This window comes from Pseudomonas sp. TKO26 (assembly GCF_003225665.1).
Classification (GTDB): Bacteria; Pseudomonadota; Gammaproteobacteria; order Pseudomonadales; family Pseudomonadaceae; genus Aquipseudomonas; species Aquipseudomonas saponiphila.
The window spans coordinates 24960-40412 of record NZ_QKLN01000021.1; the positions used below are offsets into that span (position 1 = coordinate 24960).

General features: G+C 65.9%; 14 protein-coding genes. 10 read left to right on the forward strand and 4 right to left on the reverse strand.

All coding sequences use genetic code 11. The annotated features are described in order from the left end of the window. Window positions 1-101: 101 nt before the first annotated feature. From DNK59_RS22930 to codA, 8 genes are all read left to right on the forward strand, one after another. Window positions 102-1676 (forward strand): ABC transporter substrate-binding protein, encoded by a 1575-nt coding sequence (locus DNK59_RS22930; RefSeq protein WP_092312704.1) that lies wholly within the window; start codon window positions 102-104, stop codon window positions 1674-1676. Window positions 1677-1794: 118 nt separating this feature from the next. Next, entirely contained in the window at window positions 1795-2811 is a 1017-nt protein-coding gene (locus DNK59_RS22935; RefSeq protein ID WP_092312701.1) for an ABC transporter permease, read from the forward strand. Between the two features lies 1 nt (window position 2812). Next, on the forward strand, window positions 2813-3709 hold the full coding sequence (ddpC, locus tag DNK59_RS22940; RefSeq protein WP_092312699.1) for a D,D-dipeptide ABC transporter permease: 897 nt from the start codon (window positions 2813-2815) through the stop codon (window positions 3707-3709). Continuing rightward, window positions 3706-4701 (forward strand): ABC transporter ATP-binding protein, encoded by a 996-nt coding sequence (locus DNK59_RS22945; RefSeq protein WP_110724737.1) that lies wholly within the window; start codon window positions 3706-3708, stop codon window positions 4699-4701. Before ddpC ends, DNK59_RS22945 begins: the two co-directional genes overlap by 4 nt. After that, window positions 4698-5669 carry an oligopeptide/dipeptide ABC transporter ATP-binding protein gene (locus DNK59_RS22950; protein WP_110724738.1) on the forward strand — a complete coding sequence of 324 codons (972 nt, stop codon included), beginning with the start codon at window positions 4698-4700 and terminating at the stop codon, window positions 5667-5669. Before DNK59_RS22945 ends, DNK59_RS22950 begins: the two co-directional genes overlap by 4 nt. Window positions 5670-5770: 101 nt before the next feature. Further along, window positions 5771-6394, forward strand: coding sequence for an NUDIX hydrolase (locus DNK59_RS22955; RefSeq protein WP_110724739.1), 624 nt, complete (start codon window positions 5771-5773; stop codon window positions 6392-6394). 178 nt (window positions 6395-6572) lie between these two features. After that, a complete protein-coding gene (gene codB, locus DNK59_RS22960; RefSeq protein WP_110724740.1) occupies window positions 6573-7844 on the forward strand; it encodes a cytosine permease in 1272 nt (423 codons plus the stop codon). A 181-nt stretch (window positions 7845-8025) separates the two neighbouring features. Next, a complete protein-coding gene (codA, locus tag DNK59_RS22965; protein ID WP_110724741.1) occupies window positions 8026-9282 on the forward strand; it encodes a cytosine deaminase in 1257 nt (418 codons plus the stop codon). 13 nt (window positions 9283-9295) lie between these two features. Here codA and DNK59_RS22970 read toward each other — a convergent pair whose 3' ends face one another. From DNK59_RS22970 to DNK59_RS22980, 3 genes are all read right to left on the reverse strand, one after another. Then, entirely contained in the window at window positions 9296-9955 is a 660-nt protein-coding gene (locus DNK59_RS22970) for a hypothetical protein (protein ID WP_110724742.1), read from the reverse strand. Between the two features lie 109 nt (window positions 9956-10064). Beyond that, window positions 10065-11060, reverse strand: coding sequence for a diaminopimelate epimerase (locus tag DNK59_RS22975; protein WP_110724743.1), 996 nt, complete (start codon window positions 11058-11060; stop codon window positions 10065-10067). Window positions 11061-11258: 198 nt separating this feature from the next. Continuing rightward, window positions 11259-12257, reverse strand: a complete 999-nt coding sequence (locus DNK59_RS22980) for a cyclase family protein (RefSeq protein WP_110724744.1) — start codon at window positions 12255-12257, stop codon at window positions 11259-11261. Between the two features lie 98 nt (window positions 12258-12355). Between DNK59_RS22980 and DNK59_RS22985 the strand changes: the two genes are divergently transcribed. Beyond that, entirely contained in the window at window positions 12356-13246 is an 891-nt protein-coding gene (locus DNK59_RS22985; protein ID WP_110724745.1) for a LysR family transcriptional regulator, read from the forward strand. 3 nt (window positions 13247-13249) lie between these two features. Here the strand turns inward: DNK59_RS22985 and DNK59_RS22990 are convergent, their stop codons facing one another. Further along, a complete protein-coding gene (locus DNK59_RS22990) occupies window positions 13250-13720 on the reverse strand; it encodes an Lrp/AsnC family transcriptional regulator (protein ID WP_110724746.1) in 471 nt (156 codons plus the stop codon). Between the two features lie 351 nt (window positions 13721-14071). Between DNK59_RS22990 and DNK59_RS22995 the strand changes: the two genes are divergently transcribed. Beyond that, window positions 14072-15223 carry an MFS transporter gene (locus DNK59_RS22995; protein WP_110724747.1) on the forward strand — a complete coding sequence of 384 codons (1152 nt, stop codon included), beginning with the start codon at window positions 14072-14074 and terminating at the stop codon, window positions 15221-15223. Window positions 15224-15453 lie beyond the last annotated feature (230 nt).

Consider the following 15453-nt stretch of genomic DNA (forward strand, 5'->3'; position numbering starts at 1 on the left):
GCCGGTCGTACTGCAACACCGCTTCAGCAACAACTGCCCGGTTATAGCTTTTATAAAAAACCTGACGAACTTCCATTAATCGAATGATCAAGGAAACCGGCATGACCCCTAACCGCAATCACCCTGATGTGCGTCTGTCCACCCGTGTCGCCCTGTCGCTGCTGTGCGCCGCCCTGAGCCTGGGCGCCTGGCAGGCGGCCAGCGCCGCCGCGCCCAAGGACACCCTGATGATCGGCAAGGCCGCCGACCCGCAGACCCTCGACCCGGCCGTGACCATCGACAACAACGACTGGGCCGTGACCTACCCGGCCTACCAGAAGCTGGTGACCTACAAGGTCGAGAACGGCAAGGGCAGCACCGAAGTCCAAGGCGACCTGGCCGAGAGCTGGAGCACCTCCGCCGACAACCTGACCTGGGACTTCAAGCTCAAGCCCGGCAATAAATTCGACGACGGCAAACCGGTGGACGCCGCGGCGGTGAAGTTCTCCTTCGAGCGCCTGATGCAGCTCAAGCAAGGCCCGTCCGGAGCCTTCCCGGATGACATGAGCGTGGCGGTGGTCGACCCGCTGACCGTGCGCTTCACCCTGAAGAAGCCCTATGCGCCCTTCCTCTACACCCTGGCCCACAACGGCGGCGGCATCATCAACCCGGACGTGGCCAACAAGGGCGAGGACGTCAACGCCTACCTGTCGACCCACACCGCCGGCTCCGGGGCCTTCCGCCTGAGCAACTGGCAGAAGGGCCAGTCGCTGACGCTGGAGCCCAACAGCTACTACGCCGGGCCCAAGCCGAGCCTGAACAAGGTGGTGATCAAGATCATCAGCGAGGCTTCGGTGCGCCGCCTGCAACTGGAGCGCGGCGACCTGGACATCATCGAGGACATGCCCGAGGACCAGCTCGGCACCCTGGCCGGCAAGTCCGGAGTGGTGATCCAGACCTTCCCCTCGCTGCGGGTCAACTACCTGTACCTGAACAACCAGCGCGCGCCCCTGAACAATGTCGAGGCACGTCAGGCGCTGGTCCAGGCCATCGACTACAAAGGCATCGTCGACGGCATCCTCAAGGGCCAGGCCAAGCTGATGAACGGGCCGATCCCCGACGGCATGTGGGCCCACGACCCGAGCCTGCCGCTGATGCAGCAGAACCTCGACGGCGCCAAGGCCAGCCTGGCCAAGGCCCCGCAGAAGATCAGCAACCTGACCTACCTGTACTCGGACAAGGACGCCAACTGGGAATCCATCGGCCTGACCCTGCAAGCGGGCCTGGCGCCCCTGGGGATCAACCTGAAGATGGAAAAGCTGGCCAACGCCACCATGCGTGAACGGGTCGGCAAGGGTGACTACGACGTGGCCATCGGCTCCTGGAGCCCGGACTTCGCCGACCCCTACATGTTCATGAACTTCTGGTTCGACTCCAGCCTGCAGGGCTTGCCGGGCAACCGCTCGTTCTACAGCAACCCCGAGGTCGACAGCCTGATCCGCGAAGCGGCCGCCACCAACGACACCGCCCAGCGCATCGAGCTGTACCAGAAGGCGCAGAAGATCGTCCTCAAGGACAACGTCTACGCCTACCTGTATCAGAAGAACTACAGCCTGCCGATGCGTGATTCGGTGAAGGGCTACGTGTTCCATCCGATGCTGGAACAGGTGTTCAACATCGCTGAAATCAGCAAGTAGGACCGCGCCCGTAGTCCCGGTCGCCGCCCTCTGAACCGGGTCGGCGCCGGGTTGCCGTGTTCCCGGCTGGACGCCGTCGTGCGCCCTGCCGTTCGTCAAGCGTTAACGAGGTTGCCTCATGGCCTTCCTGAATATGTTGCGCAAACGCCTGCTCGGCCTGTTGCTGGTCGTGGTCGGGGTTTCGCTGATTACCTTCACCATCTCGCACCTGATTCCCGGTGACCCGGCGCGGCTGATCGCCGGCGACCGGGCCAGCGATGCCATCGTGCAGAACATCCGCCACCAGCTGGGCCTGGACCTGCCGCTGTACCAGCAATATGGGCGCTACATGCTCGACCTGCTGCACGGCGACCTGGGCACCTCGATCCGCACCAGCCGCCCGGTGCTGGAAGACCTGCAGACCTTCTTCCCGGCGACCCTTGAACTGGCCCTGGCCGCCCTGCTGCTGTCGGTGCTGGTGGGGGTGCCGCTGGGGGTGCTGTCGGCGGTCTATCACAACCGCTTTATCGACCAGATCGCCCGCACCCTGGCGGTCACCGGGATTTCCACCCCGGCGTTCTGGCTGGGTCTGGGGCTGATCCTGCTGTTCTACGGCCACCTGGGCTGGCTGCCCGGTAGCGGGCGCCTGGACGAAGGCCTGGAGCCGCCGCCAACCATCAGCGGCTTCTACCTGATCGACTCGCTGCTGGCCGGCGACATTCCGCTGTTTTTCAATGCCCTGCAGCACCTGATCCTGCCGGCGGTGACCCTGGGCTTCGTCAACCTCGGGGTGGTGGCGCGGCAGATCCGCTCGGCCATGCTCGACCAGCTCGGCGAGGACTACATCCGCACCGCCCGGGCCTACGGCCTGTCGCGCTGGGCGGTGATTTTGCGCCACGCCCTGCCCAACGCGCTGATTCCTTCGGTGACGGTGCTCGGCCTGACCCTGGGCGACCTGCTGTACGGCGCGGTGCTGACCGAAACCGTGTTCGCCTGGCCGGGCATGGGCGCCTACGTGGTGAAGTCGATCCAGGCCCTGGATTTCCCGGCGGTGATGGGCTTCGCGATTCTGGTGTCGTTCATTTATGTGCTGCTGAACATGGCGATCGACCTGTTGTACCGGGTGATCGACCCGCGCATTGGCGAGGTAAATTGAGATGTCCGCTCCCTTGAACATTCCCCTGCCGGTGCCCGCGCAAGCCAATGACTGGCGCGCGCGCCTGGCCTACCTGGGCTACCGCGTGCGGCAGAGCCCGCTGACCATCGCCGGGCTGGGCATGACCCTGCTGGTGCTGCTGTGCATGGCCTTCGCTCCCTGGCTGTCGAGCCATGACCCCAATGCCCTGAACCTGGCCCAGCGCCTGGCCGCCCCCAGCGCCGCCCATTGGTTCGGCACCGACGAAGTCGGCCGCGACCTGTTCAGCCGTGTGCTCCATGGCAGCCGCCAGTCGGTGGGCGTGGGCCTGTTCGTGGCCTTCGCCTCGTGCCTGGCCGGTGGCCTGTTGGGCTGCCTGTCGGGGATCATCGGCGGGCGCTTCGACAGCCTGATCATGCGCCTGATGGACATCATGCTGTCGGTGCCGTCGCTGGTGCTGATCATGGCCCTGGCCGCCGCCCTGGGCCCGAGCCTGTTCAACGCCATGCTGGCGATCACCCTGGTGCGCATTCCGTTCTACGTGCGCCTGGCCCGGGGCCAGGCCCTGAGCATCCGCCAGATGGGCTACGTCAAGGCGGCGCAGACCTACGGCGCTGGGCGCTGGCACATCGTCAGCTGGCACGTGGGGCGCAACGCCATGCCGCCGTTGCTGGTGCAACTGAGCCTGGACATCGGCAGCGCCATCCTCATGGCCTCGGCCCTGGGCTTCATTGGCCTGGGGGCGCAGCAGCCCACCGCCGAATGGGGGGCGATGGTGGCCACCGGGCGCAACTTCATCCTCGACAACTGGTGGTACTCGACCTTTCCCGGGCTGGCGATCCTGTTCACCGCCACCGGTTTCAACCTGCTGGGTGACGGCATCCGTGACCTGCTCGACCCACGGCAACAGGGGAAATGACCATGAGCTCATCCGCCGTTCTCAACATCGATAACCTGAGCCTGGAATTCCCCGCCTACCGCAGCAATGTGCAGGCCCTCAACGGCGTGTCGCTGCACGTCAACCCGGGGGAGATCGTCGGCGTGGTCGGCGAGTCCGGCTCCGGCAAGTCGGTGACCGCCATGCTCAGCCTGCGCCTGCTGCCCGAGCGCAGCTACCGCATTACCTCCGGCAGCCTGTCGCTGCTGGGCCGGGACATGCTCGCCACCCCGGAAAAACAGCTGCTGCAGATCCGTGGCCGCGATGCGGCGATGATCTTCCAGGAGCCGATGACCGCCCTCAACCCGACCCGGCGCATCGGCCGGCAGATGCTCGATGTGATCATCCATCACCAGCGCCTGAGCCAGGACCAGGCCCGGGCCAAGGCCATCGCCCTGCTGCGCGACATGCACATCGCCGACCCCGAGCAGGTGCTGCAGGCCTACCCCTTCGAGCTGTCCGGCGGCATGCGCCAGCGGGTGATGATCGCCTTGGCGTTTTCCTGTGACCCGCAGTTGCTGATCGCCGACGAACCGACCACCGCCCTGGACGTCACCGTGCAGCGCCAGGTGCTGCTGTTGCTGCGCGAGAAGGCCCGGCAACGGGGCACCGCGATCCTCTTGATCACCCACGACATGGCGGTGGTCTCGCAGTTCTGCGACCGGGTCTACGTGATGTACACCGGCGCCGTGGTCGAGCAAGGCAGCACCGCCCAGGTCATGCTCGACCCGCAGCATCCCTACACCCGTGGCCTGCTCAGCGGCCTGCCGGAGCAAGTGCGCCCCGGCGAGCCGCTGCTGACCATTGCCGGGCAGGTGCCCAACCTCGCCCACCTGCCCGCTGGCTGCACCTTCCGCGAACGTTGCCCGCAGGCCATGGCGATATGTGCGCAACGGCCGCCGCTGCATTCGATCAACGCCAGCCAGCAGCACAAGAGCGCCTGCTGGCTGGCTGCCCCGGAGTCCGCCCAATGACTGCCACCGCCTCGTACACCGGCAACGCGCCGCTGCTGCGCCTCAACGACGTGCAAGTCCGCTTCCCCCTGAGCCATGACTGGCTGGGCCGGCCCCGGGCCTTCGCCCACGCGCTGAACGGCATCGACCTGGAACTGCGCCCCGGGGAAACCCTGGGCATCGTCGGCGAGTCCGGCTGCGGCAAGAGCACCCTGGCGCAATTGCTGATGGGCCTGGTCAAGCCCAGCAGCGGCGACCTGCGCTGGGCCTACGCCAGCGACCGCGAGCGCCACAGCCACGTGCAGATCGTGTTCCAGGACCCGCAATCGTCCCTCGACCCGCGCCTGCCGATCTGGAAGATCATCACCGAGCCGCTGTTCGCCCTGGGCAACACCCCGGCCGCACAGATGCGCGAGATCGCCGCCAAGGTGGCGCAGCAGGTGGGCATCCGCGGCGAATACCTGGAGCGCTACCCGCACCAGTTCTCCGGCGGCCAGCGCCAGCGCATCGCCATTGCCCGGGCCCTGGCGTCGAACCCGGACATCATCGTCCTCGACGAGCCGACCTCGGCCCTGGACATTTCGGTGCAGGCGCAGATCCTCAACCTGCTGGCGGACCTGCAACGCAGCCGCGGCCTGACCTTCGTGCTGATCTCCCACAACGTCTCGGTGGTGCGGCACATGGCCGACCGGGTGGCGGTGATGTACCTGGGGCAGATCGTCGAACTGGGCAGCGCCGAGCAAGTGCTGGAGCGACCGCGCCATCCCTACACCCAACTGCTGCTGGAGGCGGTGCCACGCCTGGGTGCGCCGCTGGCGGACAGCCAGGTATCGGCCCCCACCGAACTGCCGGGCAACCGCAAGCTGCCCAGCGGCTGTTTCTTCTTCGACCGCTGCAGCCGTCGCGGCCCGGGTTGCGAACAGCCGCAACAGCTGCTGGGCAACGCGACGCAACAAGTGCGTTGCCATCTGCAAGACCTCGGGGGGTGATCCCACCGCGTCACGCCGCCGGCCACGGCGTGGCGCTTGCTCCCTGGCCGCCAAGGGCTTAAAACAGGCGCCTTCTTTCTGACGTCGCAGGAACCCCTCTCATGGAAAGCCACTGGCTGACCCACGCCAAACGCCTGCAAGCCATCGCCTCCACCGGCCTGCATTTTTGCAAGGACGTGCACGACCGCGAGCGCTACCAGGAAATCGCCGATATCGCCCACGACATGCTGGCGCAACTGGGCAACGTGCCCCTGGAACGCATCACCGACCTGGTGTCGGACTTCGCCCAGCGCTACTCGACACCGATGGTCGAAGTGCGCGGCGCGCTGATCGAGGACGGCAAGATCCTCCTGGTGCGCGAACAGCACGACGGTCTCTGGGCCCTGCCCGGGGGTTATGCCGATGTGGGCCTGTCGGCCAGCGAAAACGTGATCAAGGAAATCCACGAAGAAGCCGGGCTTGAGGTGTCGGTGCGCGCCTTGTACGGCGTCCGGCACAAGGCCAAGGGCCCCTACAAAGCCGATCACCGCGACTTCTACAAGCTGTACTTTCTCTGCGAGCGCCACGGCGGCCCGGCCCCGGTGGCCGGCAGCGAAGCCACCGACGCCGGTTTCTTTGCCCTCGACCAATTGCCGCCGCTGTCCCTGGGCCGCACCGTGGAACGGGATATCCAGGAAGCCTTCGACTTTCATCAAGGCAAGACCACCCAGGTGCTGTTCGACTGATCCACAGCGGCGTGACTCAAGATGACGCCGCCTGCACCGCTTTCGTGCCTCTGCAGGCGCGCACCCGTGGCTGAATGCCCGCCATCGTCTATACCTGCCGGGCAGCTCCCCGGTTGTCAGGCCGCTTGGCACGCCGGCTGCAGCAACCGGCTATCACTCAGCGACCAGGGACAGGCCCATGACCCAGCACGAACCCGGCAACGACTACCCCCTGAGCGAAGTTCCGCCGCACGCCCGCAAGGGTCTGGCCTCCATGGCCATGGTGCTGCTGGGCTTCACCTTCTTCACCGCCACCATGTTCGCCGGCGGCAAGCTGGGGGTGGCGTTCGACTTCACCACCCTGCTGCTGGTGATCCTGGTCGGCAACCTGCTGCTGGGGGTGTACGCCGCGAGCCTGGGCTACATCGCCTTCAGGAGCGGGCTGAACACGGTGCTGATGGGGCGCTTCTGCTTCGGTGAGCGGGGCAGCAAGCTCAGCGACCTGATCCTCGGCTTGACCCAGGTCGGCTGGTACGCCTGGGGCACCGCAACCGCCGCGGTGGTGCTGGGCAAGTACTTCCAGCTGGATGCGGGCGCGGTGCTGGGGTTGATGCTGCTGTTCGGCATGGCCTTCTGCGCCACCGCCTATATCGGGTATCGCGGCCTGGAGATCCTGTCGTGGATCGCCGTGCCGGCCATGGGGCTGCTGCTGGTGCTGTCGATGGCGGTGGCGACCACCCAGGTCGGCGGTCTCGACGGCCTGCTGGCCCTCACCCCGAGCGCCAGCCTGGACCTGTCCACCGCCCTGACCCTGGTGTTCGGCACCTTTGTCAGCGGCGCGACCCAGGCCACCAACTGGACCCGCTTCTCGCGCTCGGCGCGGGTGGCGGTGAGCGCCAGCCTGATCGGCTTCTGCCTCGGCAATGGCCTGATGGTGCTGATCGGCGCCTACGGCGCCATCGTCTACCAGCAGCCGGACGTGGTCGAGGTGCTGTTGCTGCAAGGTTTTGCCACCGCTGCCATGGCCATGCTGCTGTTGAACATCTGGAGCACCCAGGACAACACCATCTACAACTTCGCCGTGGCCGGCTGCAACCTGCTGCGCACCGACCGGCGCAAAACCGTGACCCTGGTGGGCGCACTGATCGGCACCCTCTTGGCGATGCTCGGCATGTATGACTTGCTGGTGCCTTATCTGGTGCTGCTGGGGACGGTGATTCCGCCAATTGGCGGGGTGATCATGGCGGATTTCTTCTATCGCTGGCGCGGCCGCTATCCGCGCCTGGCCGACAGCCAGTTGCCAGACTGGAACTGGCCGGGCCTGGCCGCCTACGGCCTGGGCACCCTGGCGGCGTTCTGCTCGCCCTGGGTCGCACCGCTGGTGGGGATCGCCGTCGCCAGCCTGAGTCATGTCCTGTTCAGCGCCTGGCTGGGCGCCCGCTCCGCCGCTGGCGCCGAGGCTCGGAGCTGAACCCGCGCCTTGCTCATTCAAGGCGTTCCGGGTCTATCATGGCCCGGTCACGCAACACCCTGTACCTGCCCAGCGGCCTTGTCGCGGCTGGCGCAAGGACAGTCCAATGACCGTGGGGCAAGGGCCAGCGCCCGGATCTCACGGCGCAACCACTGATTGCCCGACTCGAGGAATTGCCCCGATGCTGATCACCAACGCCCGCCTGCGCCACCGTGAAGGTCTGCACCAACTGCACCTGGAAAACGGCCGCATCGCCCGCATTGTCCTGCAAGGCGCCGACACCTCTGGCGCCGTCCCGGCCTTCGGCCCCGAGCACCTAGATGCCGGCGGCAACCTGGTGGTGCCGCCCTTCGTCGAACCGCACATTCACCTGGACGCCACCCTCACCGCCGGCGAACCACGCTGGAACATGAGCGGCACCCTGTTCGAAGGCATCGAGTGCTGGGGCGAACGCAAGGCCAGCATCACCGCCGAAGACACCCGCGCCCGCGCCCACAAGACCATTCGCGCCCTGGCCGCCCACGGCATCCAGCACGTGCGCACCCACATCGACGTCACCGACCCGGACCTCACCGCCCTCAAGGCCATGCTTGAGGTGCGCGAGCAGACCGGGCACCTGATCGACATGCAGATCGTCGCCTTCCCCCAGGAAGGCATCGAATCGTTCCGCAATGGCCGCGAGCTGATGGAAGAAGCCATCCGCCTGGGCGCCGATGTGGTGGGCGGCATTCCGCACTTCGAGTACACCCGCGACCAGGGCGTAAGCTCGGTGAAATTCCTCATGGACCTGGCCGAACGCACCGGTTGCCTGGTGGACGTGCACTGCGACGAAACCGACGACCCGCACTCGCGCTTTCTCGAAGTGCTGGCCGAAGAAGCCCGCAGCCGCGACATGGGTTCGCGGGTCAGCGCCAGCCACACCACCGCCATGGGCTCCTACGACAATGCCTACTGCGCCAAGCTGTTCCGCCTGCTGGGGCACTCGGGTATCAGCTTCGTCTCCTGCCCCACCGAAAGCATCCACCTGCAGGGGCGTTTCGACACCTTCCCGAAACGCCGTGGCGTGACCCGGGTCAACGAGCTGCTGGAAGCCGGGATGAACGTGTGTTTTGGCCAGGATTCAATCGTCGATCCCTGGTATCCCCTGGGTAACGGCAACATCCTGCGAGTGCTGGAAGCCGGCCTGCACATCTGCCACATGCTCGGCTACCGCAACCTGCAGAACGCCCTGGACCTGGTCACCGACAACAGCGCCAAGGCCCTGGCCCTGGGCGAGGGTTACGGGATTGAAGAGGGTCGCCCGGCAAACCTGCTGATCCTCTCGGCCGACAGCGATTACGAAATGCTCCGCAGCCAGGGCCTGCCGCTGTATTCGATCCGCCATGGCAAGGTGCTGATGCAACGGCAGATGGCCCAGGTGCAACTGGCCGGCGACTGATCCGAGGCGATGCCTACTTGACCCGAAACGGCTGGGCCGCCATGAACGCCACCGGCAACAGCGGCAAGGCGAGGATCGTCAACACGCCATCTGCGGTGAGGGTCACCGGCGTCAGCAGCACCTGGCCGACCTTGCTCTTCTCCCGGTACGCCGAGAAATTCAGGGTGTAGGTGCTGTTCAGCGCGTTGGCCTGGTAGGCGCTGATATCCCGTTTGGACTTAAAGCGGCTGCCGCGAATGGCATAGCGGTGCAACAAGGCGTTTTGCGACGTCGCCACGACGAAGCCCAACGCCTTGGCTTCATCGACCTGCCGGGCGTCGAGCTGGTCCAGCCCGGGAATTCTCAGGAGCAGGTTACCGTCCAGGTTCTGCCCCGCATTGACGAGGATCTGCGAAAACTCGGCCTGCATTTTTCCGTGCAGGTCCGACTGGATAGCCTTGAGCAACTCGGGATCGACCCTCACGAAGTAGTGGTACTTCTTGCCCAGGATGACAAAGCTCTGCGCGTCCGCCGTGATATAGAACTGGCTCACGGTTTCCGTATAGACCTCATTGCTGGCGCGGCTTTCGTACAGCTGGCTGGTCAGGCAACCGCCAAGACTGCCAGCGACTAAAGCCCCCAGGGCCATGACCGAGCCTTTGAGCAAGGCTCGGCGGGGCATTCCTTTTTGCATGTCGAATCCTTTCCAGAGATGTGGGCCGTAGCGGGAGATGAGCCAAGGCGGACGCCACGCTATAGGAACTCCGGCCGTTTTGCACTACGCCACCGCAACTCCAGCGTCCTCACTCAGCCAGCGCCAGCGCCGTGCCGAACAGGCTCACCCGGGTCAACACCCCGTCGCGCTCTTGCAACATCAAGGGCGCCGTGCCGCCGGGCATCACCACCTGCACCTCGCCAGCCTTGACCCAACCCACCCGCCACGCCGCACAAGCCACGGCGCTGGCGCTGGTGCCCGACGACGCGGTCGGCCCTTCGCCGCGCTCGAACACCCGGGCAACGATGCGCTGCGCCGACTCGCGCAGTGCCCATTGTAGGTTGACCCCCGCCGGGCACGGCTCGCCGCTGCCCTGGGGCAAGGCAAAAGCCGTAGCGGTCAGCCCTTGCGCCAGCGGCGCCGCAAGCATCTGCGGGTTGCTCGGCAAGGCGTCGGCTTCTTCCCCCAGGGTCACACAATGGGGGTTGCCGATACGCACGAACTGACTGTGCTCCCACGCCGGGTTCAGCGCCTGCAGCGGCGCCACCCGGCTCAGCTCGCGACCGTTGAATGTCACCGCCTCGACGCCCATCGCCGCGCCCGCCTCGGGCCCGAAGGCCGGTTGGCCCAGACCCAGCCAGAAGCCCTGCTGCCCCGCCACTTGCGCCGGCTCCACCACAGTGGCCAGCGGCGAGGCGCCCGTGGCTTGGTCGTGATGCACCTGCAGCAGCGTCGGTCCCTGGGTGGCCAGCAGGCCCTGGTCGGCCAGGGCCTGGGAAAAGATCGTCAGGCCATTGCCGCTGCGCTCGGCCAGGGTGCCGTCGGTGTTGACGATCAACAGGTCGAACGGCGCCTGAGCCTGGAACGGCCCCACCAGCAGACCGTCGCTGCGGTGGGCCTTGGCCCCGGGTGGCCGGGTGCCCGGTGCCCAGTCGCAGAGCGCGGCGATCGCCTGTTCCGCCCACAGGCGCCGGTCCCGGGCCGCCTGGGCCGCACTGCCGGGCAAGGCAATTCCCAGGCCACGCAGCGCGGCGGGCGTCACCACCCGATAAATATTGCCCCGTGCATCGTAGAACCCCGCCATGACACCGCCTCCGGAAAAACGAGCCGCTGACATTACGCAGAATGCAGCGGCTCCACCAGAGGCCAGCTCAGGCTCGGGACGGCAAGGCGGCAATCGCCTCGATTTCGAACAGCATGCCGTCCAGGGACAAGCGCAGCACCGGGTTTGAAAAAAGCGCGGTAGACATGTTCATCTCCTGAGCAAAAGCCTTTCGCCCATTCAACGAATGGGCAAGGCCATGGGCCGGATCGGCGCGGCATCGGCACCGCGCAGCTTGAGTGAAGCACCGATAAAGGCGAACTGGTACACCTTGTCCCGGGACAGGCCTTCCAGGTTCACCAGCTCCATGATCGGCGCGCCCTGCATCGCCAACAGGTAAGTGTGCAACGGCAGGTAATTGCCCTCGACCTCGGAAGGGAAGGTTTCAAAGCTGAGGTTGTCCGCCCCCACCACCATGGCGCCGCCCTCTTCCACCAGGAACTTCGCCGCATCCAGGCTCAGCCCCGGCGGGTTGGCCATATAGCGCTGGGCATTGTCGTAGTCGCGCATGCGCCCGGTGCGGATCAGCACCACATCGCCCTTCTCCAGCGCCACCTTCTGTTTGGCCAGGGCCTGTTGCAGGTCGGCGCGGGTCACCCGGTAGCTGTCCGCCAGCTGTTCCAGGCCCTTGGCCGCAGCCACATCGATCAGCACCCCGCGGGCAATGATCGGCGGCAGCTTTTCCGCGCCGGTGACGTTCCAGCCACGGTCCCCCAGGTGCTGATCGGCGCGGTAGCCGTTCCAGATCTTGCCGTTGAGGCCGAAGTGGTTGAGGGCGTCGATATGGGTGCCCATGTGGGCGTACATCGATACTGCCGAACCGCTGTAACTGACGTGCTGGTTCATCGGTTCGCCGACCTGCATCGGATCGGCGACCACATTGCCGTGGGGGGTGTGGGTCATCCACATCTGGTACGGCGGGTCGCCGGCGGCCTGCCAGCTGGGCATGCCAATGAAGTAGTCCACTGCCAGGTCGTAGGCCTGTTCGCCACTGACCCGAGCCATGATCGCCGCCCGGGATTCAGGGGTGATCAGGTTCAAGCGACCGATCTCATCCTTGGGCCCCCAAGGGCTGATCCCCACCTCGGCGCGGGCCGCAGTGGCGGCGCTGCAAGCACCGCTGAACAGGGCCAGGGCGAGCACCCCGGGGAGGATCTTCGAGATTGTGTGATGGGCCATGACAACACTCCTGTGAAATGAAGTGCTCATGGTATTGAGGGATCAATCAGAGATAATCAGCCGATTCGTGGATAGATATTCAACCCTGGGGAAACAATATGGATGTACTGATGGCCATGCGCACCTTTCGCCGGGTGGTGGAACGGGCCAGCTTCAGCCAGGCCGCCGCCGACCTCGGACACTCCACCGCCGCCGTCAGCAAGCAGGTGCGGCAACTGGAAGAGCGCCTGGGCAGTCTGCTGATCCTGCGCACCACCCGGCGCATGAGCCTCTCGCAAGCCGGGCAGAGTTACTTCAATGAATGCTGTCATCTGCTGGATGAGCTGGACGCCCTGGAGCGCGCCACCCAGGCAGGCAGCCACGAACCCGGCGGCCGCCTGCGGGTCAACGCGCCCATGTCGTTCGGGCTCAAGGTGCTGTCGCCGATCCTGGTGGCGTTCATGCAGCGCTACCCGCAATTGCAGGTGGACCTGACCCTCAACGATCAGGTGCTGGATGTGGTGGGCGAAGGCTTCGATGTGTCCCTGCGGATTCGCCGGCAACTGGAGGACTCGACCCTGATCGCGCGCCACCTGGGACAGGTTGAGCAGGTGATCTGCGCCGCACCGGCCTATCTCCAGGCCCAGGGCACACCACGCGCGATTGCCGACCTGCGGCGCCACCGCTGCCTGGCCTACCGGCTGGCGGAGCATCCCGGACACTGGCAACTGGAGGGCCCGCGAGGCCAGACCCGGCTGGAGCTGCCGGTGCACTTTGCCGTGGACAACAGCCTGCTGCTCGGCGACATGCTGGTGGCCGGCCTGGGCATCGGCGCCCTGCCCGGCTTTGTCGCCCAACCGCTGCTGGACAGTGGCCAACTGCTGCGAGTGTTGCCGGAACAACGCCTGCCCAGCCGCCAGATCTACGCGCTGTACCCCAGCCAGCGCCACCTGTCACAGAAAGTCCGGGTGTTCATCGACTTCCTGGTGCAGGCACTGCACACCCCCTGAGCCTCAACCGTCGGTGGGCACCTGGAGTCCGACCTTGACCCGGTTCATCGCCACCAGGGTCTTGAAGCGCTTGACGTTGGCATTGTCGAAGAACAGCTCGCGGGTCAGCTGGGTGTACTGGGCCATGTTGCGCACGCAGAAAATCAGCACGAAATCACATTCACCGGCCACGTAGTAACACTGCTGGACCTGGGGACAGGCCTGGAAACTGCGCTTGAGCGCGTCGATCTGGTCGATGCGCTCACTCTCCACTTCCACCTCGACGATGATGCTCAGCTCATGGCCGAGGGCATCCGGGGCAACTTGCGCGGTGTAGCGCTCGATCACGCCCTCGTCCATCAGGCGCTTGAGCCGCCGGTTGACCGCCGCCGTGGACAGGTTGACCCGCAGGCCAAGCTCGCTCTGCGCGGTACTGGCATCGCGTTGCAGCTCGGCGAGCAGCTTCAGGTCATAGGCATCGAGACTGGTGTTCATGAACGGCGCAACTCCGGAAACCAACGGCGCACAGTGGAATGATTTTGTGCAAAAGCCGCCGATTATGCGCAATAGACGTCTCACCTGCGCACTATTATTTGTTCCTGCGGCCCCCGGCCGTGAAATGCCCGCAACGATTGCCGGCGCGACCATGGGCCGGCCAATCACTGGCCCGGTTGGGTTTTTCTGCAACCTTCAACCGATAGTTTTGTCACAATCCCCCTCGGCCACCCTCGAAGCCTCCTGAAGGCGCCACCGATACCAGGCTGCACGAACAAAGGATCGGTGCGACAGCACAACCGGTCAGCCAGCGTTGCCCCCCTCGCTGGCACCTGATCGCCAAGGATTTTTATGACTGCCAGCAACACCCATTTCCAGGCCACCCCCGGCCGCCTCGAACAGATGTCCACGCGCATCGCCTTTTTCATCGCCGGTTTCGGTATTGCCGCCTGGGCCCCGCTGGTGCCCTACGCCAAAGCCCGGGCCGAGCTCGACGAAGGCACCCTGGGCCTGCTGCTGTTGTGCCTGGGGGTGGGTTCGATCCTGGCGATGCCGATCGCCGGGGCCTTGGCCGGGCGTTTCGGTTGCCGTCGGGTGATGGCCGGCGGCACTTTACTGATCTGCCTGGCCCTGCCACTGCTGGCGACCCTGAGCTCGATACCGCTGCTGATGGCCGCGCTGTTCATGTTCGGCGCCGGCCTGGGTGGTGTGGATTCCACGGTCAACCTGCAAGCGGTGATCGTCGAGCGCGCCAGCGGCAAAACCATGATGTCGGGCTTCCACGGGCTGTTCAGCCTGGGCGGGATTGTCGGTGCCGCCGGGGTCAGCGCCCTGCTGGGCCTGGGCCTGTCGCCGCTGGGCGCGACCCTGGTGGTGATTGCCCTGATGCTGCTGGCCCTGCTCAAGGCCGCGCCGCACATGCTGCCCTATGGCAGCCAGAGTTCGGGCCCGGCCTTTGCCGTGCCCCACGGCGTGGTGCTGTTCATTGGCTGCCTGTGCTTCGTGGTGTTCCTCGCCGAGGGCGCGGTGCTGGACTGGAGCGCAGTCTTCCTCACCGCCGAGCGCAACCTGGATGCCGCCTACGCCGGCCTCGGCTACGCCGCCTTCGCCCTGACCATGACCCTGGGTCGCCTGACCGGGGATGCCATCGTCCACCGCCTGGGCGCACGCCGGGTGATCATCATCGGCGGCAGCACCGCGGCCGCCGGCCTGCTGCTGGCGACCCTGGCCCCGGCCTGGGAAGCAGCGCTGCTGGGCTATGCCCTGGTGGGCGCGGGTTGCTCGAACATCGTGCCGGTGCTGTACACCGCCGTGGGCAAGCAGCAGGTCATGCCGGAAAGCATCGCCGTCCCGGCCATCACCACCCTGGGCTATGCCGGCATCCTGGCCGGCCCTGCGGTGATCGGCTTCATCGCCCATGGCAGCAGCCTGAGTGCGGCCTTCGGCCTGATCGCGGTCATGCTGCTGGCGGTGGCGGCCAGCGGCAAGGTGCTCAAGCTATAAGGCCAAGCCATAAGCTCCAAGCTCCAAGCTGCAAGCTGCAAGCTGCAAGCTTGCGGCTTGGTGATTTCATCACTGACCTCCTCGGCGCATTTAAGCAGCAACGCCACATGCACCAGCGCCTCCTCGGCGCCCACGCCCGGGCGCACGCTGAACAGCGAGTCAGGTGCAACGGCCTGGGCCGTGGTCTTGAACTGGAACATCGCAGGGTCCAATGAATGCCGGATCAGCGC